We start from the raw sequence: 18,540 nt of genomic DNA on the forward strand, positions 1-18,540 counted from the left end.
CGGCCACGGACCGATCACCGCGATCGGGGTCGAGTCGACCGGTTCGTATGGGGCCGGGTTGACGGTGCATCTGCTGGCGGCCGGGATCGAGGTGATCGAGGTCAACCGGCCCGATAAGACCACCCGGGCGCGGCGGGGCAAGTCCGATGTGATCGATGCCGAGTCCGCGGCCCGGGCGGTGCTGAACGGCACCGCGACCGCCCGGCCGAAGGTCAAGACCGGTGTGGTCGAAGCGATCCGGGTGATCAAGGTCCCCCGGGATCGGGCGGTCAAGGACCGCACCGCGGCCTATGGCCAGTTGCGTGATCTGATCACCACCGCCCCCGCGGTGATCCATGACGAGCTGATCGGCTGCACCGCACGGCAACGGGTGACCCGGGCCGCCGGTTACCGGCCCGACGGTGCCCGGCTGGCCGACCCGGTCCAGGCCACCAAACACGCCCTGCGGATGATCGCCCGCCGGATCCAGGCCCTGGATGCCGAGATCACCGCCGCCGACAAGACTCTGCGGGTGTTGACCCGGCAGGCCGCTCCGTCGGTGATGGCGATGCCCCAGGTCGGGGTGCAGACCACCGCTCAGCTGGTGATCACCGCCGGGCAGAACATCGAGCGCATGCACTCCGAGGCGGCGTTCGCCGCCTTGTGCGGGGTCAGCCCGATCCCGGCCTCCTCGGGCCACACCAGCAGCGGACGGGTCCGGCTGAACCGTGGCGGGGACCGCCAGGCCAACTCCGCGCTCTACATGGTCATCATCGGCCGGCTGCGCCGCGACCCCGACACCCAGGCCTACTTCCACCGACGCACCAGCGAACACAAGACCCGCGCCGAAACCATCCGATGCCTCAAACGCCACCTCGCCCGCACCATCTACCGAAACCTCAAAACCGACCTCATGACCACTTGACGATCTATAGGACCGTCGCTGACCACTGCTCCGCTTCGCTGCGCATGCCGAGCTACTCGATGAGCGCTACGGGAGGCGAGCGTCTGGCGGCGCGTCCCCGCGATGCAGGCCCATCAAGGAGAAATCCCCGCGCCACGGAGGCGACCCGGCACAGACGGCCCGCGTGGATTTCGACGACTGGGCCGAAGAGCGGGGTCATGGCGCGCCGCGCGCGAGCCGACGACTAGTCGAAGAAGCCGTCGAACATGTCGCCGATGCCCTCACCGATGTCGCCGAAGCCGTCGCCGATGCCCTCGAACATGTCACCGACGCCCTCGCCGATCGCGCCGAAGCCCTCACCGATGCCGGCGAACAGGTTCCCGCCACCGCCGAAGAGCAGGCCGCCGACCATCATGCCGGTCAGCATGTCCGAACCGCGCCAGGAGTTGTAGTAGCCCTGGGCGTACGGCTGGTAGGCCGGGCCGCCCTGCCAGTAGGGCACCCGCTGGGCGCCGACCTGCACGGTGCGGATGTAGGGATCGGCGCCGGCCTTGACCCGCTCGGCGTCCGCGGCGCAGGCCGGGACATCGCGGGGGGAGCCACCGGGCGGGGCCCAGGAGACATTCTCGGTGGAGGGGCCGTGGGCGGGGTTGAAGAAGCACGGCGGCCGCTTCTGCGGCAGCGGCTGACCGGCCAACCGCGCCTTCACGCAGGCGATGGCGTACCGGCCGTCCTCGAGGATCTCGGTGACGTGCTTGATCTCATCGGGCTTGGTCACCGCGTCCAGGGACTGCTTCGCATCGTCGTAGGAATCCAGCGCCCGCGTGTAGTCCTGCTGCATCGCCTCGTCCAGCGCGTGCCCGGCGACATCGGAGTCGAGGGCCTGCAGTTCCTCACCGAACTTGGTGACGTCCTCATCGGCGACCTTGCGGGAGGCGGTGAGCTGCGACTCCAGCTCCGCTCGTTCACGCTGCTGGCGCTGCAGGGTGGCTCGTCTGCTGACGAAGTAGCCACCACCCACCACCAGGGCGATTATCACGAGCAGTATGACGAAGTCCATACCCCCCATTGTGCCCGTCTGCCCCCAATCCGGGGAACCGGAAAGGCCCACCCCTGATCGGGGCGGGCCTCTCGGTTGGTCAGCTGACTCACTCGGTGGGAACGGGCGTCTCAGTCGACGATCTCGCAGATCACCGCACCCGCGCTCACCGTGGCCCCGACCTCGGCGTTCAGCGCGGAGATCTTGCCGCCCCGGTGCGCGGTGAGCGGCTGCTCCATCTTCATCGCCTCCAGCACCACCACGGTGTCACCCTCGGCGACCTCGTCACCCTCGGCGACCGCGACCTTGACGATCGTGCCCTGCATCGGCGAGGTGAGCGAGGTCGAGGACGCCGCCTTGGCCTGCCCGCTGCCGGACCGGCGGCGCGGTTTCTTCACCCCACCGCCACCACCGCCGGACAGGGTGCCCAGGGTGGCGGGCAGCTTGACCTCGATCCGCTTGCCGTTCACCTCCACCACGACCGCCGTCTTCTCGGTCGGCTCGGCCTGCTCACCGCCGGCGTCCCCGCTCCACGGCGCGATCTGGTTGTCGAACTCGGTCTCGATCCAGCGGGTGTGCACGGCGAAGTCACCATCGGGGGCGGTGTACGCCGGGTCGTCGAGGACGGCGCGGTGGAAGGGCAGCACGGTCGGCATGCCGTCGATGACGGTCTCGGCGAGCGCGCGGCGGGAGCGTTCGATCGCCTGTTCGCGGCTGGCACCGGTGACGATGATCTTGGCGACCAGCGAGTCGAAGGAGCCGGGGACGGTCATGCCTTCGAGATAGCCCTCGTCGACGCGTACGCCCGGGCCGGTCGGCGGCAGCCAGCGGGTGAGCGTACCGGGGGCGGGCATGAAGTTGCGGCCGGCGTCCTCGGCGTTGATCCGGAACTCGATCGAGTGCCCGCGCAGCTCCGGGTCGTCGTAGCCGAGCTCCTCCCCGTCGGCGATCCGGAACATCTCGCGGACCAGGTCCACCCCGGCCACCTCTTCGGAGACCGGGTGCTCGACCTGCAGCCGGGTGTTCACCTCCAGGAAGGAGATGGTGCCGTCCACCCCGACCAGGAACTCGCAGGTGCCGGCGCCGACGTAGCCGGCCTCGGTCAGGATCGCCTTGGAGGCGGAGTAGAGCCGATCGAGCTGGGCGTCGGAGAGGAAGGGCGCCGGGGCCTCCTCGACCAGCTTCTGGTTGCGGCGTTGCAGCGAGCAGTCGCGGGTGGAGACGACGACCACATTGCCGTGCTGGTCGGCCAGGCACTGGGTCTCGACGTGCCGGGGGTGGTCGAGGAATCGTTCCACGAAGCATTCACCGCGGCCGAAGGCGGTGACCGCCTCACGGACCGCGGAGTCGAAGGCGTCACGGATCTCGGCCTTGTCGCGGACCACCTTGAGGCCTCGCCCACCGCCGCCATAGGCCGCCTTGATCGCGATCGGCAGCCCGTTCTCCTCGGCGAAGGCGACCACCTCGTCGGCGTCGGCGACCGGTTCCTTGGTGCCCGGTACCAGCGGGGCACCGACCCTGTCGGCGATGTGGCGGGCCTTGACCTTGTCCCCGAGGGAATCGATGGCCTTCGGCGGCGGGCCGATCCAGGTCAGCCCGGCATCGATCACCGCCTGGGCGAAGTCGGCGTTCTCGGCCAGGAAGCCATAGCCGGGGTGGATCGCGTCGGCACCGGACTGCTTGGCGGCCTCGATGATCTTGCCGATGTCGAGGTAGGAGTCGGCCGGGGTGGCGCCACCGAGGGAGTACGCCTCGTCGGCGAGCCGGACGAAGAGCGCATCGGCGTCCGGTTCGGCGTACACCGCGACGCTGCCCAGGCCGGCGTCGCGGGCGGCGCGGATGACGCGGACGGCGATCTCACCGCGGTTGGCGACGAGCACCTTGCTGATGGCCATTGCTTCTCCTTCGAATCGGCTGCAGCCGGAGTCTAGGGGAGGCGTACCGACCCCTGATAACTTTGCTGACCAGTTGACGAATCCGGTCACTACGGAGGTGGAGGTGCCCCGACCGCGGATCGCGCACCGGCGCGAGCGGGTGCTGGCGGCCGCGGAGGGGGTGCTGGTGCACCGCGGGTTCGATGCGATGACCATCACTCGGGTCGCCACCGAGGCCGGGATCGGCAAGGGCGCGTTCTATCTCGAGTTCGGCGACAAGCAGGAGCTGCTCGAGGAGCTGCTGCAGCTCTCGCTGGATCGGGTGATCGAACGGGTACGCCGCAGCGGTCCCGGTGGCCTGGGTGAGGGGGTACGCCGGGTGGTGCTGGCCCTGCTCGGTGAGCCGCTGCTGGTGGCCGCGCTGCTCGATGACCGGCGGGTGCTCGGTGTCGGGGCCGCGGTGGCCGCCGAGCTGCGGCATGCGATGCAGGTGGCGCTGGCGGCATACCTGGCCGCGCTGCAGGAGGGCGGGGCGGTGCGTGCCGAACCGGAACCGGCAGCGATGGCGGTCGCGGTGTTGGCCTCGATCACCGGATTCCTCACCCAGGCACGGATTCTGGGCGGTGCCGCTGCCGAGGTGCAGGCCGCCGCGGATGCCCTGGCGCTGATGGTGTCGGGACTGGCCGGCGGAGTGGCCGGGGATGCCGAGTTGGACCCGGCGGGATGGTTGCGGTTGATGGTGCTGCTGCGGCACTGATCCGGGTGGGGATAGATTCACCGCCATGATGATCCGGCCGGACACGCTCGCGGCGATCAGGGCGGGGGAGGTGGATCTCGCGTTCCGCCGCTGGGATCGCCCCCGGGTGCGCGTCGGCACCGGCCTGCGCACCCGCGTCGGGCTGATCGAGGTGACCAGCGTCGAGCAGGTCGCGGTCTCGAAGCTCACCGCCGCCCAGGCCCGGCGGGCCGGCGCCGGTTCGTTGAAGGGATTGAAGGAAATGCTGGCGGCGAAGGCGGATCGGCCGATCTGGCAGGTCGGCCTGCGCTATGCCGGGGCCGATCCGCGGGAGTCGCTGCGGGCCAGCGTGCCGGACGCGGCGGAGCTCGCCCGGCTCGTCGGTCGGCTGGACCGGCTCGATGCGGCGTCGGCGATCGGGCCGTGGACCCGCGCGACGCTGGCGATCATCGACCGCCGCCCGACCGTGCGCGCTCCGGAACTGGCCGCCGAGCTGGGCCGGGACACCCCGGAGTTCAAGCGGGATGTCCGCAAGCTCAAGGAGCTCGGGCTGACCGAGTCGCTGGACATCGGCTACCGGATCTCGCCGCGCGGGGCGGCGCTGATCGACGCGGAGACAGGGGCGGTGCGGGCCGATCGCCAGGCCGCTCCGGAGGGTACGCCGCTGCCGCGGATCGGCGCCCCGGCGACCCGGGCGCTGCGGGCCGAGGGGGTGTGGACGCTGGAGCAGGTGCGCGAATGGTCGGAGCGGGAGCTGGCCGCCCTGCACGGTGTCGGGCCGATGGCGATCGGCTTCCTCCGCGATGCCCTGGCCGAGCGGGGCTGGTCCTTCGCCGACTGAACCGGCGTACCCCTTCGCTGATCCACTGCACAGCTATGCACAAGGTTGCATGGCTATGTAAACTGGTGTTATGACTCGACGCAAGCAGGGTGCTGCTCGGCACCGCCACGGACTCCGTTCATCGACCACACCGGTGCACGCATACCGGCTGGTGGCCGAGAACGCCTTCCCGAAGGATCTGGAACCCGCCGAGGTCGGTGCCGGCACGCTGAGCCGGGAGCGCCTGGTCCAGGCGCTCACCGTCGGGTTGAGCGTGACCGAAGATGTGGATTCACCCGAGGAACTGGTGGCGCTGTTCGAGGAAGCGGAGTCCGGTGGGTCGACCCAGGCGCTGTCCGAAGATGACGCGGCCGCATTGGTCGAGTTCGCTGGTCTCGAGCCCGCGGTGACGACCGCGTTGTTGGAGCCCCAGGTCGCGGCGGCGGCAACGGTGCGGGCGCGGCGCGAAGGTGCGCAGCAGACGCTGGCATCGACGGTGACCGCAGCAGAGGTCGCGCGGATGGTGTCCCGCGACCGCAGCGTGGTGTCCCGCTGGGCCGGCAAGGGGCAGCTGTATCGCTTCCAGGTGCGCGGTGTTGATCGCTATCCGCGCTGGCAGTTCATCGACGGCGAACCGCTGCCGGGACTCGGCGAGGTGGTGCCGGCCATTCCCGCAGGGATGGTCCCCTCCGCGGTCGAGACGTTCATGGGTACCGAGTTCGAGGAGTTGGCGGGACTGACGCCGCATGACTGGCTGCGCGCTGGGAACCCGGCCGCTGCCGTGGCGCGCCTGCTGTCCGAGCTGGACCGGTGACCTCGAAGGCGCCCGCGGCTCCGCCTGAGCCGTTGCGGCGCAGCGACAGCGATGTTGTTGCCTGGCAGCAACCGTTGGTCCGGATCTTCAAGACCTCCGGTGCGCATGCGTTGCCGTGGAACGAGCTGCGCAGCTTCGGACCGTTGTCGCTGTGTCGGTGGGATCCGATGCCCGAACCGGCGCGGGAGTACCCGCAGCATGGAGTGATGTACGCCGCGAGCACGCTGGCGACGGCGCTGGCCGAGGTGGGGCAGGCGACTCGAACCATCGATATCCATACCGGGCAGCCCGCCTATCTGATCTGGCAGCCCACCCGGCCGCTGCGGTTGCTGGATCTGACCGGACGGTGGCTGATCCGCCATCAGGCCGCGACCGCGTTGATGCACGGCGAGCGAGCGACCTGCCGAGCGTGGGCGCGAGCGATTCACGGGCAATGGCCGGATCTCGACGGGATCCTGACGAACTCGACGATGACCAACGATCACGCGGTCACCCTCTTCAACCCTGCCCGTGACTCGTTTCCTGCCCGGCCGACCCGAACCGGCCGCCTGGATCTGCCGATCCTGACTGCCCTGATCGACGCGATCTCCACCGAGATCGGATACTCGGTCCCCCGCGTTCCACCGATCTGAGCTCGCGTACCGACGGCCCCGCAAGATCGGAGAAGCCCGCGGGGGCGTACGGGCGCAGACTCGTCTCGAGACGCAGAGCCGAGCCGAGGAGGAACCATGGCACAGCCCCAGATCGTGGACCGCGCCGCGTGGCAGCAGGCCGCCGACCAGCAATTGGCACGGGAGAAGGAGCTCACCAGACTCGGTGACGAGGTGAGTGCCGCGCGGCGTCGGCTGCCGATGACGCCGGTGCAGAACTACACCTTCGCCGGACCCGACGGGCCGGTGACGCTGCTCGACCTGTTCGGTGATGCGGAGCAGCTGATCATCCAGCACTTCATGTTCGACAGCGACTGGGACGCCGGCTGCCCGTCGTGTTCGAACCTGGCCGACAGCCTCCCGCACACCGCGCACTTCGCACCATACGGGATCCGCTTCGTGCGCATTTCTCGTGCCCCGGTTGAAAAACTGACGGCCTATTCGGAGCGGATGGGCTGGCGCGAACCGTGGGTCTCGGCGGGGGAGACCAGCTACAACGACGACTGGGGATGGACCCGCGACGGCGGCGAGGTGCCCGGGGTCAGCTTCCTGCTGAAGGTCGGCGAGCAGGCCTACCTCACCTATTCCACCACCGGCCGCGGGGTCGAGCCGTTCAGCTCCGAGGCCGGCTATCTCGACCGGACGATCTATGGCCGGCAGGAGACCTGGGAGGACTCCCCGGCGGGCTGGCCGCAGACCGAGGCATTCAGCAGGACCAGACGGCACGACGAATACTGAGGTGGCACCAGTGACTGTCGGTCGCGGCTGACAGGGTCGGGGCATGACCACTGATGAACGATCCGATGAGAAGCTCGGGCCGATCCGCGGGCGGCGGCGCGATGGCTGGCTGGGCATCGTGCTGGGTACGCCGGATCCGCGCGGGTTGGCGCGGTTCTACGAGCGGCTGCTCGGCTGGCCGATCTCCACCGAAGCCGACGACTGGGTGACCATGCAGGTGCGGGATCTGCCGGTGAACCTGGCCTTCCAGCTGGAGGAGAACCATGTGCCGCCGGTCTGGCCGGGTGGGCCCGGTGATCAGCAGATGCAGTTGCATCTGGACATCGCTGTCGAGGACCTGGCGGCGGCCGTCGCCGATGCCCAGCAACTCGGTGCCACGGTCGCGGATTTCCAACCACAGGACGATGTCCGGGTGCTCAGCGACCCGGCCGGGCATCCGTTCTGCCTCTACGTCGACCGCGGGGAGTGATCAGTCGCCGGTGCTGGCCAGGCCGCCGGATCGCTCGGGGGACGGTGCGGTCGTGGCGGCCGGGGCCTGGCAGGGGCGGGCCTGCAGCCAGGTGAGCGGATCGCCGGTCCGGTAGCGATCGCCGAGCGCGCCACCGGGATAGCGCTCCAGATGCAGGTGCGGCCCGAACGACTTGCCCGTGGTGCCGATCGCACCGATCTGCTGACCGGCGGTGACCATGTCGCCCACTCCGACGGTGGTCGCGGACAGATGGGCATAGACGCTGAGGCTCCCATCAGCATGTCGCAGCACCACATGGGTGCCGGCCCAGTCGCCCGCACTCGGTGGGACGACCACACCGGCCGCCGGCGCCCGTACCGGGGTGCCTGCCGGGGCGGGGAAGTCCAGGCCGGTGTGCCCGCCCCTGGGGCCCATCGCGCCCCAGCCGGGGCCAAGTCCCGAGACCGCGGGATCGACGGGGGAGCAGGGAACCTCGGTCGGCAATGGCTTCCGTTCGGGCAGCGGGCTGCGCGACGGCGTCGGGGTGGGATCGGCCGATGCCTGGCCGATCCCGGCACCGAGCAGGGCGGCGGAGCACAGGCCGACCAGGGCGAGGCGGGGGAGGCCGGGGCGGGTCATCAGAGTCCTCTCGTGGAACGATCCGATCCTCGTGCCTGGTAGCGGCTGCGGCAAATCGACGAACCCCCGCACCGGTGACGAGGCCCCTGCCGCAGCAGGGGCCTCGCGGTCGGTACGGGGGCTTCGCTTGGCGGTTACTCGCCGAGCGTCAGCGGGCTTCCTTGAACTCCACATGCTGACGGACGATCGGGTCGAACTTCCGCAGCGTCAGCCGGTCGGGGTCGTTACGCCGGTTCTTGCGGGTCACGTAGGCATAGCCGGTCCCCGCGCTGGACCGCATCTTGATGATCGGTCGCAGTTCGTTTCGCTTGGCCATCTCGGTTGGCTCCTCTCGCGCAGGTGGTTGCCTGGTCAACACCCAGCCGGTGAAAATCATTCCCAGTAGCGGGTGCGGCAGACTGACCCGGCGCGGGCCGGGTCGAGGGCTCGGTTCAAGCCTGACCTACCGTTCGGTCGAACCCCATTTTTCTACTCCAGTGCGTGAGTAGTGACGAGCGGATGCGGGTCTGCGGCCCGCCGCCGAGCACGAGGGGCGGAAAATGGGGTTCGACCGGTCGGTCAGTGCGGGGTTGAGGACTTGGCTTCGACTCGCTCGTTCCTCGCTCGCTCAGCCGGCGTGCGCGGTGCGGTACTGCTGGGGGCTGACCCCGTACTGCTTCTTGAACGCCGCGCTCATGCTGAACGGGGTCGCATACCCGACCCGCCGCGACACCGCCGCCAGTGTCAGCGCGGGGTCCTGCAGCAGATCCGCGGCCAGTGCCAGCCGCCACTGGCTGAGGTACGCGATCGGCGGCATCCCGACCAACTGGGTGAACCGGCGGGCCAGCGCGGCCCGCGAGGTGCCCACCGCGGCCGCCAGCGATTCCACGGTCCAGCCATCGCCGGGCCGGGCGTGCATCAGTCGCAACGCGTCGCGGACCAGCGGATCCCGTCCGGCGGTGAGCCAGTTCGGTTCGCCCTCGGGCGCCGACTCGGCCCAGGCCCGGACCACCGAGATCAGCAACACGTCCAGCAACCGATCCAGCACACTGGCCTGCGCCACCCCGGTCCGGCCGGCCTCCTGCACGAGCAGTTCCAGCACCGGCGTCGATACGGCCCGGACCACCGCCACCTCCGGCAGGGCGCGCAGCAGCAGCCCACCGGTCTCGGCTCCCACCAGATAGCTGCCGACCAGCATGGTGTCACCGCCGGCGGGATCGTTGCCCCAGCGCCGAGGCCCGATACCCCACTCGTCGGACAGGTCCCGGCCGCCGCTGCCGGTGCAGGTCTGACCGGGCCCGATCCGCACGTCCGGCTCCCGATCCGCCGAATCCGCCACCACATAACGCACGCCCCGGCGTACCAACGCCACGTCGCCGGCCTGCAACAGCGTCGGCGGATGCCCGACCGGACGCAGCCAGGCGTCCCCGGTCAGCACCGCCATCAGCGTCAGCGGGGCATCGTCGGCGATGTCCACCGACCACGGCCGGGCCAGCTGCAGGTGCAGCACGAACGCTCCCCGCGCCCGCGGCCCGTCCAGGAAGTCGGTCAGTGGGTCCACGCCCACCGACGCTAGTGCGCTCACTGGGGCGGCGCGAGAGCAGCGCCGATCAGCGCGCCGGTGCCGAGGACCGAGAGCACCGCGCGCACCGTGTTCGCCCGGGTCCAGTCGGTCAGATGATCCCGCCAGACGCCGACCGCCGCCGGATCGGTCGGGGTGAGCGCATCGACCTTGTTGTTCAGCGGCACGTGATAGCCGATGGTGAGCAGGAAACCGGCCAGGTACGCCGCCCCGCCGGCCGCGGCGAGCAGGTCGGCGGTGCCGCGTTCACCGCGGGCGACCCGCACGATCAGGTAGCCACCGAGCACGGCGGCGCCGAAGAAGCAGATCATGAACGGTGGTTGCACCGCGGTCCGGTTGAACTGCTGCATCTTGGCGATCCCCGCGGGATTGGGCAGCTTCGCCAGGGCCGGCATCACCCGCGCCGAGAAGTTGAGGTAGACCACGGCGGTCACCCCGGTCAGGGTGGCCGCGGTGAGCGCGAGGGTTCGAAGCATCTGGCTCTCCCGGTTCGTGGCGGCGTCGGGTACGCCGACCTGCACGCCATTCGATCGGGTTTCGGTGAGCGTAACCATGGCCTGTGCGCTCACCTGCATACGTCAGCGTCTCATCCCGGGGTGGTGTGCGCGTCGCCCCACCGCTCGTCCCGCCCGGCGGGTATAGCCGGGTCAGGGGCGTTTCACCGCCCGCTGGGAAACCTGTTGCGGAAGGGAGACCTGGTGTTCACGATGCGGAGCCTCACGCTCGAGGATCTCTGGTGCGCGCTGGCGGCATTCGTGCTCTGCACGATCATCGGGATGGAGCGGCAGCTGCGCCGCAAACCCGCCGGGGTGCGTACCCATGCCCTGGTCGGCCTCGGCAGCTGCCTGTTCACCCTGGTATCGATCCACGGCATGCCGGTGCTGGAACGCGAACCGATCCAGTGGGACGGCTCCCGGATCGCCGCCCAGATCGTCTCCGGTGTCGGCTTCCTCGGGGCCGGGGTGATCTTCGTGAACCGGGACGCGATCCGCGGCTTGACCACCGCCGCCACGGTCTGGCTCGCCGCCGCGGTCGGGATGGCTGCTGGTGCGAACCTGATCCCGATGGCTGCGCTGTTCACGCTGCTGCACTTCGTGGTGATCTTCGTGGTCTCGCCGCTGCTGCGCCGGCTGCCCAATGCCGAGGCCAAGCGGACCCTGCGGATCCGCTACACCGACGGCCGCGGAGCGCTGCGGCGGATCATGCTGGCCGCGGGGGAGATGCGCTTCGACGGCACCATCGACTCGACCCGACAGGTGACCGCCGACGACTGGGAGGGCGTCGAGGTCCGGATGCGGTTCCGCGGTGCGCTGCCGCTGCGCGACCTGATGGTGCAGCTCAGTGAGCTGCCCGATGTACGCAGCGTGATCCTCGAGGCGGAGGACGACGCGGACTGAACTCCCGCTCCGTTCATCTCGACACGCAACCCATTGCTCCGCTTCGCTGCGCATGGGTTGCTACTCGATGAACGTGGGTCAACGCTCGATGAGCCGGTGTCGTTCATCTCGACACGCAACCCATTGCTCCGCTTCGCTGCGCATGGGTTGCTACTCGATGACCGTGGGGAGCGCGAGTACCGCAATTTACTAGGATGTCCTAGTATTTTCTTCGCCGACATCGATGAGGAGCGGGATGAGCACACAGTTCGAGCTGTCCGATGACCACCAGGATCTGCGGGCGGTGGTCGCCGACTTCGCCCGCAACGAGGTCGCTCCGAACGCGGCCCAGTGGGACCGCGAGCACACCTTCCCGCTGGAGACCGTCCAGAAGATGGGTGAGCTGGGTCTGTTCGGCCTGCACGCCCCGGAGGAGTTCGGCGGCACCGGTGACTTCACCGGCCTGTGCGTCGCCATCGAGGAACTGGGTGCGGTCGACCAGTCCCTGGGCATCACCCTGGAGGCCGGCGTCGGCCTGGGCATCAACCCGATCGTCAACTTCGGCACCCAGGAGCAGAAGGACCGCTGGCTGCCGGATCTGGTTGCCGGCAAGGCACTTGCGGGCTTCGGGCTCACCGAACCCGAGGCCGGTTCGGACGCCGGTGCCACCCGGACGAAGGCCGAGCTGACCGACGGCGAGTGGGTGGTCAACGGTGCCAAGCAGTTCATCACCAACTCCGGGACCGACATCACCTCGGTGGTCACCGTCACCGCCCGCACCGGCACCCGCGAGGACGGCCGTCCGGAGCTGTCGGCGATCATGATTCCCAACGGCACCGAGGGTTTCACCGTCGAACCGGCGTACGACAAGCTCGGCTGGCACGCCTCCGACACCCACCCGCTGACCTTCGAGAACGTGCGGGTGCCCGAGGCCAATCTGCTCGGTCCGCGCGGACGTGGGTACGCGCAATTCCTGTCCACATTGGATGATGGCCGCGTTGCGATCGCCGCCCTGGGGTTGGGTTGCGTCCGTGCCTGCCGCGATCTCGCCGTCGAGTACGCCGGCACGCGGCAGTCCTTCGGCGGCCCGATCGGCCGCAAGCAGGGTGTCGCCTTCCAGCTCGCTGACCTCGATGTGGCCGCCCACGTCGGCCACCTGCTCGTCTATTCCGCCGCGGCGATGAAGGACGCGATGCCCGCCCAGCCGAGCAAGAAGCAGCTGGCGGCGTACAAGCGGGCCGCCGCGATCGCCAAACTGCACACCTCGGAGGCGGCGGTCACCGCGACCCGGATCGCCGCGCAGATCTTCGGTGGCTACGGTTTCATCGAGGAATACCCGGTGGCCCGGTTCTATCGCGACGCCAAGATCCTGGAGATCGGGGAGGGCACCTCGGAGGTGCAGCGGATGCTGATCGCCCGGGGCCTCGGCCTGCCGGTCGAGTGAGCCTGCCAGCCGAGTGGAACGAGGGAACGGAGCACCCATGGTGGACGGCATCAGCACCGCTGCCGACATCGACGCGGCTCGGGCCGCCACCGGAACCCTGGGCGAGAAGGCCCGGGCCAAACTGGACAGCCAGCACAAGCTGTTCGTCCGGGACCGGATCGCGCTGCTCTTCGACGAGGGCACCTTCATCGAGGACGGGCAGTTGGCCAATGCCCTGGCCGGCAATCTGCCTGCCGACGGTGTGGTCACCGGCCGCGGCCTGGTCGAGGGCCGGCCGGCGCTGGTGGTCGCCAACGACCCGTCGGTGAAGGCCGGCAGCTGGGGCGCGCGGACGGTGGAGAAGATCATCCGGGTCACCGAGGCGGCGCTCAGCGAGGAACTGCCGATCTTCTGGTTCATCGACTCCGCCGGTGCCCGGATCACCGATCAGGTGCAGCTCTTCCCGGGCCGCCGCGGGGCGGGGCGGATCTTCCGCAACCAGGTCCAGCTCTCGGGCAAGGTGCCGCAGATCTGCTGCCTGTTCGGCCCCTCGGCCGCCGGCGGGGCCTACATCCCCGCCTTCACCGACCTGGTGATCATGGTCGAGGAGAATGCCTCGATGTATCTCGGTTCGCCCCGGATGGCCGAGATGGTGGTCGGCGAGAAGGTCTCCCTGGAGGAGATGGGCGGTGCCCGGATGCATGCCACCGTCTCCGGCTGCGGTGACCAGCTCGCGACCGACGACACCGATGCGATCGAGCAGGCCAAGCACTGGTTCTCCTATCTGCCGCTGAACTGGCGCGAGCAGCCGCCGACCCAGGAGCCGGCGCCGCCCGCCCGCGAGTTCACCGACGACCTGGTACCGGCTTCGGAGTCGGTCGGTTACGACATCCATTCGGTGATCGACGCGATCACCGACGAGGATTCGTTCTTCGAGGTGAAGCCGCTGTTCGCGCCCGAGCTGGTCGTCGGAATCGGCCTGCTGGAAGGAAATCCGGTCGGCGTGGTGGCCAATCAGCCGGCGGTCAAGGGCGGTGTGCTGTTCGTCGACTCCGCCGACAAGGCCGCCCGGTTCATCTGGCTCTGCGATGCCTTCAACATCCCGCTGCTCTATCTCTGTGATGTGCCCGGGTTCATGATCGGTTCGGCGGTGGAGCGGCAGGGGATCATCCGGCACGGTGCCAAGATGATCACCGCGATGGCCGAGGCCTCGGTACCGACGGTGTCGCTGGTGGTCCGCAAGGCCTACGGTGCCGGGCTCTATGCGATGTGCGGTCCGGGGTTCGCGCCGGATGCCTGCCTGGCGCTGCCGACCGCGAAGATCGCGGTGATGGGCCCGGAGGCGGCGATCAATGCGGTCTATGCCAACAAGATCAACGCGATCGAGGACGAGGCCGAGCGGGAGGCGTACGTCACCGGGCTCCGGGAGGAATACGAGGCCGATATCGACATCCTGCGGCTCGCCTCGGATCTGGTGATCGACGGCATCATCAACCCCGACGAGGTACGTGGGGAGCTCATCGCACGCTTCGCGGCGGCCGCCGGCAAGGACCGGGACCGCCCCGCGCGTCGGCACGGCGTGCCGCCGGTCTGATCGGCACGGCGTGCCGCCGGTCTGATCGGCCGTTAGGGTGAGCGCGTGCAGAGATCTTGGTGGTACGCCCCCGCGGTGGGCTTCGCGGCGCTCGCCCTGTCCGGTTGTTCGTTGATCGCCGGTGGCAGCGGCCAGTTCCAGGTCGAGGGGCAGACCTACAAGGCGAGCAGCATCAAATGTGAGAAGCGTCCGGACGGGCTGCTGCTCACCCTGGAATCCGGGGCCGCCTCCGCCAAGGTCGCGGTGACCGACGAACCGCAGCCGAAGGCGATCGCGGTGGTGATGGGTTCCAAGTCGCAGGCCTCGATGATGATGCGCGCCGAGGAGAACATCGGCCGCGCCGTGGTGACCCGCAGCAACAAGACCTTCGTGGTCAACGGCAATCTGGAGCGGGTCAGCCAGAACGGTCAGCCCGGCGGCGGCGCCGAGGACTTCACCCTGACCGTCACCTGCAACTCGGTCGGCTGAGCGCACCGAACTTTGTCAGCAACTATGGCCGGTCCTCGTTCGAAGGACGGGCAATAGTCGCTGACAAAGTTCAGGCGGGGAGCCGCGAGAAGGCGCGGGTGAGACTGGCTTCGGCGGGGAGTTTCGCGCCGGGGAAGGGGGTCGCCTCGATCCGCTCGGCGCCCTTGACCTTCACCCTGCGCCAGGTGCCGACGGCGCGGCCGCCGGTGACCACGGTCGGCTTGAACATCCCGTTGCGGCCCGGTACGACGAGGGTCTCGTGGTCGCGGTCGAGGGTGGGCGTCCGGTCGGCGTAACCGAGGATCAACTCGTCGAAACCGGGCAGCAGCAACAGCCCGCGGGCGGCCCGGCGGTGCTCGGCCAGCAGATCCGGCAGCTCTGCGGCGTACCAGTGTGGGACCCCGTCGATCTCCTGGGTCACCAGCCCCGAGGCGCCTGCGATCCCGCGGCGGACATCCCCCATGGTGAGCCCGGTCCAGCGCGCCAGATCGGCCGCGGTGGCCGGGCCGTGCGAGACGAAATAGCGCTCCGCCCACCGCGCCAGCGCGGCCTCCCGGTCAGCGGGGGCGACGGGTTCGGGGACCCAGTCGTCGAGCACCACGAAACACTGCTCCAGCTTCCCGCCCGCGCGCAGCGGACCCTGGGCGAGCAGGCCGGTGTGGCACAGGGTCATCAGCAGGTGGTACGCCCGCCCGCTCGGTTCGGCGTACCCGTGCGGCTGCCACATCTCGATCAGCTCGGCCCGGGTCCGCGGGCCCTCGGCCGTGATCGCGGCGGCAGCGAGCTCACCGGCATGGGCGAGCATCGCATCGGTGACGCCGAGCTCGGCGCGTCGCTTGGCGGCCTGGGCGTACATCCGCGGGGAGGTGAGCTCGCACATCCACGCGGCATCGCGCGCGGCGAGCAGATGCAGGGTGCCGCGCATCGGCCAGCTGCGGAGCAGCTCGCCCGCATCGAGCGCGGCTCGTACCCCGGCGCGGTCGCGGTCGGCGGTGCGCAGCGCCACCGAGGTCAGTGCCCCCGGCAGATCCTGTGCCTGCACACAGCCCAGGTGGGTGACGGCGGCGGTCGCATCGGTCAGTGGCGGACCGGCGAGCCGCTGCGCGAGGATCCGCGCCAGCGACAGGTCGGCCCGCTCGATGCTCACTGGACCACGGGACGGATCTGCAGCGACTCGACCATCGCTTCGTCGGTGGCGTCCACGGCCAGCCGCACGGTGGCGGCGACCGACTCCGGGGTGAGGTAGATCTCGGCGCGGTAGTCCTCGTTGCCGAAACCGGCCTGGATCTGGCGCTGCATGTCACTGTCCACCCGGCCGGGATGGATCGAGGTGACCCGGACCCGGCCGCGCTCCTCCTCGCGCAACGCGTCGGTGAACGCCCGCAGCGCGAACTTGGAGGCGGCGTACAGGCCGTTGCCGGGGCTGGCGACGTAACCGGCGCCGGAGTTGATCGTGACCACCTGGCCACCGGCGGTGCGCAGGGCCGGGAGCAGCTGTCGGGTCAGGTCGGCGACCGCCACGACATTGGTGCCCAGGATCTGCGCCCAGTCCTCATGGCCGGCCTCGGCCACCGTCTTGTTGATGATGATCCCGGCGGAATGCACGAGCACATCGAGGGTCGGGGATTCGGCGAGGGAGGAGCCGGCGCTGGCATCGTCGATGCTGCTCGGATCGGTCAGATCGGCGATGAAGGGCTCGGCCGAGGGGAGTTCGGCGACCACCGGATTGACGGTCTCCGCGCGGGTACCGCCGACGAGCACGTGATGGTCCCTGCCCAGGTCGAGCGCGATCGCCCGACCGATGCCACGGCTGGCGCCGGTGACCAGGGCGACGGGGCGGCTCACTTGAAGAAGATCCCCAGCACCAGGCAGATCATCCAGAGCAGCCCGGAGACCTGCAGCGCCCGGTGCCGGAGCACGACGTCCTCGGGCTCACCGGCGTCACCCTTGTCGACCTCCAGGGCGTACTGCAGCAGGCCGATGGTCAACGGGATGATCGAGATCACCAGCCACGGGATGCCCCACAGGCCGGTGGCCGGCGCGGGCTGACCCTGCGCGACCGGCCCGCCGATGGCCCACAGGCAGTAGGACATCAGCGTGATCGCCGCGGACAGGTGCCAGGCGAACCGCAGATAGGAGATGGTGTACGCCTTCAGCGACTTCCGGGTGCCCGCGTCCGAACCGAGCGCGTGCATCTCCGAGTAACGCTTGCCGGCCACCATGAACAGCGAACCGAAGGCGGCCACCAGCAGGAACCAGGCCGACAGTTCGATGTAGGTCGCGACACCGCCGGCGATCATCCGCAGCAGGAATCCGGAGGCGACCATCGCCAGATCCAGGATCGGCTGGTTCTTCAGGAACTGGGTGTAGAGCAGCTGCAGCACGAAGTAGACCGCGAGCACCACCCCGAGCATCTTCGCGGTCCAGAACCCGAGGCCGAGCGCCAGGGCGCAGCAGATGGCCGCGAGCACGTAGGCGGCCGGCACGCTCAACTCACCGGCCGCGATCGGGCGGAACCGTTTCGTCGGATGCAGCCGGTCCTCGGCGACATCGGTCGCGTCGTTGATCAGATAGATGGTGGCGCTGATCAGGGAGAAGGCGACGAAGGCCAGCGCGACGTGCCCCAGCACCGTCGGCTCGAAGATCCGACCGGCGGTCAGCGGGGCGGCCAGGACGAGGACGTTCTTCACCCACTGGCGTGGGCGCATGGCGCGGATCGCGGCCGGCAGATAGGTCTTGGGCCGCTCGCTGACCTCGGTCTCGGGGGCCGTGGAATGAGGCTCAGTAGTCATGACGGGTCCGAGGCTATCGTGACTGGCGTGAGGGACGGGTATTTTCGCGCGCCGCTGGGCCGGATGTTGGTCACCGCCGCGGCGATCCTGGTGATCGGTGGTTGTTCGGCGGCTGCTCCGCCGCCGGCACCGGATCCGACGCCGACCCCGGTCGCGGTTCCCGCCGGCGGGGTGAGCATGGCCCAGCTCGGTTTCCGGAACGTGCCGGCCGCCTCGATCACACTGCCGGCCGGGGTCCAGATCCTGCGTCAGGTGGACCAGGAGAACGTCCTCACCGCCACCTTCGCCTCCCCCTCACCGGCCGAGCTCGCCGACTGGCTGCGGACCAGCCTGCCGCAGGCGGGATTCCGGATCACCGCCGATCGGGGCGATTCGCTGGTCTTCACCGGACCCGGTTGGAGCGGCGCCTTCACCGCCGACAACGGCGTCTCCGCGCTGACGATCCGCAGGAATCCGTGACGGTCATCGAGTAGCAACGCGTACGCAGCGAAGCGGAGTACGCGTTGCGACGGTCCTATAGATCGTCAAGGGGTCATGAGGTCGGTTTTGAGGTTTCGATAGATGGTGCGGGCGAGGTGGCGTTTGAGGCATCGGATGGTTTCGGCGCGGGTCTTGTGTTCGCTGGTGCGTCGGTGGAAGTAGGCCTGGGTGTCGGGGTCGCGGCGCAGCCGGCCGATGATGACCA

The 18,540-nt window shown here is 69.5% G+C and carries 21 protein-coding genes; 12 read left to right on the plus strand and 9 right to left on the minus strand.

The annotated features are described in order from the left end of the window. On the plus strand, window positions 1-904 hold a 904-nt coding region (locus BI335_RS13680), incomplete at its 5' end, for an IS110 family RNA-guided transposase (protein WP_094431528.1). A gap of 223 nt (window positions 905-1,127) precedes the next feature. Here the strand turns inward: BI335_RS13680 and BI335_RS13685 are convergent. Then, window positions 1,128-1,943, minus strand: coding sequence for a hypothetical protein (locus BI335_RS13685; RefSeq protein WP_094355573.1), 816 nt, complete (start codon window positions 1,941-1,943; stop codon window positions 1,128-1,130). Between the two features lie 110 nt (window positions 1,944-2,053). Next, window positions 2,054-3,817: an acetyl/propionyl/methylcrotonyl-CoA carboxylase subunit alpha gene (locus tag BI335_RS13690; RefSeq protein ID WP_094431530.1), complete on the minus strand. Its 1,764-nt coding sequence runs from the start codon at window positions 3,815-3,817 to the stop codon at window positions 2,054-2,056. Window positions 3,818-3,920: 103 nt separating this feature from the next. Between BI335_RS13690 and BI335_RS21150 the strand changes: the two genes are divergently transcribed. The 6 genes from BI335_RS21150 to BI335_RS13720 all read left to right on the plus strand — a co-directional run bounded on the left by BI335_RS21150 (window position 3,921) and on the right by BI335_RS13720 (window position 8,023). Beyond that, the gene (locus BI335_RS21150; RefSeq protein WP_166646853.1) at window positions 3,921-4,553 is read left to right on the plus strand and encodes a TetR/AcrR family transcriptional regulator; all 633 of its coding nucleotides are present in this window, start codon (window positions 3,921-3,923) and stop codon (window positions 4,551-4,553) included. Window positions 4,554-4,578: 25 nt separating this feature from the next. Continuing rightward, entirely contained in the window at window positions 4,579-5,373 is a 795-nt protein-coding gene (locus tag BI335_RS13700) for a helix-hairpin-helix domain-containing protein (RefSeq protein ID WP_094431532.1), read from the plus strand. 70 nt (window positions 5,374-5,443) lie between these two features. Continuing rightward, window positions 5,444-6,166, plus strand: coding sequence for a hypothetical protein (locus BI335_RS13705; protein ID WP_133626405.1), 723 nt, complete (start codon window positions 5,444-5,446; stop codon window positions 6,164-6,166). A 32-nt stretch (window positions 6,167-6,198) separates the two neighbouring features. Next, complete coding sequence (locus tag BI335_RS13710; RefSeq protein WP_229119586.1) at window positions 6,199-6,798, plus strand: RES domain-containing protein; 600 nt, start codon at window positions 6,199-6,201, stop codon at window positions 6,796-6,798. 96 nt (window positions 6,799-6,894) lie between these two features. Next, window positions 6,895-7,554: a DUF899 family protein gene (locus tag BI335_RS13715; RefSeq protein WP_094431538.1), complete on the plus strand. Its 660-nt coding sequence runs from the start codon at window positions 6,895-6,897 to the stop codon at window positions 7,552-7,554. Window positions 7,555-7,597: 43 nt separating this feature from the next. Further along, window positions 7,598-8,023 (plus strand): VOC family protein, encoded by a 426-nt coding sequence (locus BI335_RS13720; protein ID WP_094431540.1) that lies wholly within the window; start codon window positions 7,598-7,600, stop codon window positions 8,021-8,023. Here BI335_RS13720 and BI335_RS13725 read toward each other — a convergent pair whose 3' ends face one another. From BI335_RS13725 to BI335_RS13740, 4 genes are all read right to left on the minus strand, one after another. Continuing rightward, window positions 8,024-8,641, minus strand: a complete 618-nt coding sequence (locus BI335_RS13725) for a M23 family metallopeptidase (protein WP_208109337.1) — start codon at window positions 8,639-8,641, stop codon at window positions 8,024-8,026. A gap of 148 nt (window positions 8,642-8,789) precedes the next feature. Next, window positions 8,790-8,957 carry a 50S ribosomal protein L33 gene (gene rpmG / locus BI335_RS13730; protein ID WP_094431544.1) on the minus strand — a complete coding sequence of 56 codons (168 nt, stop codon included), beginning with the start codon at window positions 8,955-8,957 and terminating at the stop codon, window positions 8,790-8,792. A gap of 291 nt (window positions 8,958-9,248) precedes the next feature. After that, complete coding sequence (locus tag BI335_RS13735; protein WP_094431557.1) at window positions 9,249-10,181, minus strand: AraC family transcriptional regulator; 933 nt, start codon at window positions 10,179-10,181, stop codon at window positions 9,249-9,251. Between the two features lie 20 nt (window positions 10,182-10,201). Continuing rightward, window positions 10,202-10,678 carry an anthrone oxygenase family protein gene (locus BI335_RS13740; protein ID WP_172421907.1) on the minus strand — a complete coding sequence of 159 codons (477 nt, stop codon included), beginning with the start codon at window positions 10,676-10,678 and terminating at the stop codon, window positions 10,202-10,204. 231 nt (window positions 10,679-10,909) lie between these two features. On the opposite strand from BI335_RS13740, the gene BI335_RS13745 reads away from it, so the two are divergent. The 4 genes from BI335_RS13745 to BI335_RS13760 all read left to right on the plus strand — a co-directional run bounded on the left by BI335_RS13745 (window position 10,910) and on the right by BI335_RS13760 (window position 15,063). Further along, entirely contained in the window at window positions 10,910-11,599 is a 690-nt protein-coding gene (locus BI335_RS13745; protein ID WP_094355750.1) for an MgtC/SapB family protein, read from the plus strand. Window positions 11,600-11,834: 235 nt separating this feature from the next. After that, window positions 11,835-13,022, plus strand: coding sequence for an acyl-CoA dehydrogenase family protein (locus BI335_RS13750; protein ID WP_094431549.1), 1,188 nt, complete (start codon window positions 11,835-11,837; stop codon window positions 13,020-13,022). Window positions 13,023-13,059: 37 nt separating this feature from the next. Then, window positions 13,060-14,595 (plus strand): acyl-CoA carboxylase subunit beta, encoded by a 1,536-nt coding sequence (locus tag BI335_RS13755; RefSeq protein ID WP_094355563.1) that lies wholly within the window; start codon window positions 13,060-13,062, stop codon window positions 14,593-14,595. A 45-nt stretch (window positions 14,596-14,640) separates the two neighbouring features. Continuing rightward, window positions 14,641-15,063 (plus strand): lipoprotein LpqH, encoded by a 423-nt coding sequence (locus tag BI335_RS13760; protein ID WP_133626403.1) that lies wholly within the window; start codon window positions 14,641-14,643, stop codon window positions 15,061-15,063. A 70-nt stretch (window positions 15,064-15,133) separates the two neighbouring features. On the opposite strand, the gene BI335_RS13765 is transcribed toward BI335_RS13760, so the two are convergent. Genes BI335_RS13765 through BI335_RS13775 form a run of 3 tightly spaced genes read right to left on the minus strand, consistent with a single transcriptional unit; the run spans window position 15,134 to window position 17,855 of the window. Continuing rightward, entirely contained in the window at window positions 15,134-16,210 is a 1,077-nt protein-coding gene (locus BI335_RS13765) for a winged helix DNA-binding domain-containing protein (protein WP_208109336.1), read from the minus strand. Further along, entirely contained in the window at window positions 16,207-16,908 is a 702-nt protein-coding gene (locus tag BI335_RS13770) for an SDR family oxidoreductase (protein ID WP_166646851.1), read from the minus strand. The genes BI335_RS13765 and BI335_RS13770 overlap by 4 nt, the downstream gene beginning before the upstream one ends. Next, a complete protein-coding gene (locus BI335_RS13775) occupies window positions 16,905-17,855 on the minus strand; it encodes a decaprenyl-phosphate phosphoribosyltransferase (RefSeq protein ID WP_094355560.1) in 951 nt (316 codons plus the stop codon). Before BI335_RS13775 ends, BI335_RS13770 begins: the two co-directional genes overlap by 4 nt. Window positions 17,856-17,882: 27 nt before the next feature. On the opposite strand from BI335_RS13775, the gene BI335_RS13780 reads away from it, so the two are divergent. After that, entirely contained in the window at window positions 17,883-18,314 is a 432-nt protein-coding gene (locus BI335_RS13780) for a hypothetical protein (protein ID WP_133626402.1), read from the plus strand. Window positions 18,315-18,540 lie beyond the last annotated feature (226 nt).

The organism is Enemella evansiae (assembly GCF_002250705.1).
Lineage (GTDB): Bacteria > Actinomycetota > Actinomycetes > Propionibacteriales > Propionibacteriaceae > Enemella > Enemella evansiae.

Bases quoted from the DNA above. Each gene is read 5' to 3' on its own strand.
- BI335_RS13715 (WP_094431538.1), top strand. From the start codon at position 6,895: ATGGCACAGCCCCAGATCGTGGACCGCGCCGCGTGGCAGCAGGCCGCC.
- BI335_RS13745 (WP_094355750.1), top strand. From the start codon at position 10,910: ATGCGGAGCCTCACGCTCGAGGATCTCTGGTGCGCGCTGGCGGCATTC.
- BI335_RS13690 (WP_094431530.1), bottom strand. From the start codon at position 3,817: ATGGCCATCAGCAAGGTGCTCGTCGCCAACCGCGGTGAGATCGCCGTC.
- BI335_RS13720 (WP_094431540.1), top strand. From the start codon at position 7,598: ATGACCACTGATGAACGATCCGATGAGAAGCTCGGGCCGATCCGCGGG.
- BI335_RS13685 (WP_094355573.1), bottom strand. From the start codon at position 1,943: ATGGACTTCGTCATACTGCTCGTGATAATCGCCCTGGTGGTGGGTGGT.
- BI335_RS13750 (WP_094431549.1), top strand. From the start codon at position 11,835: ATGAGCACACAGTTCGAGCTGTCCGATGACCACCAGGATCTGCGGGCG.
- BI335_RS13725 (WP_208109337.1), bottom strand. From the start codon at position 8,641: ATGACCCGCCCCGGCCTCCCCCGCCTCGCCCTGGTCGGCCTGTGCTCC.
- rpmG (WP_094431544.1), bottom strand. From the start codon at position 8,957: ATGGCCAAGCGAAACGAACTGCGACCGATCATCAAGATGCGGTCCAGC.
- BI335_RS13700 (WP_094431532.1), top strand. From the start codon at position 4,579: ATGATGATCCGGCCGGACACGCTCGCGGCGATCAGGGCGGGGGAGGTG.
- BI335_RS13775 (WP_094355560.1), bottom strand. From the start codon at position 17,855: ATGACTACTGAGCCTCATTCCACGGCCCCCGAGACCGAGGTCAGCGAG.
- BI335_RS13705 (WP_133626405.1), top strand. From the start codon at position 5,444: ATGACTCGACGCAAGCAGGGTGCTGCTCGGCACCGCCACGGACTCCGT.
- BI335_RS13740 (WP_172421907.1), bottom strand. From the start codon at position 10,678: ATGCTTCGAACCCTCGCGCTCACCGCGGCCACCCTGACCGGGGTGACC.
- BI335_RS13755 (WP_094355563.1), top strand. From the start codon at position 13,060: ATGGTGGACGGCATCAGCACCGCTGCCGACATCGACGCGGCTCGGGCC.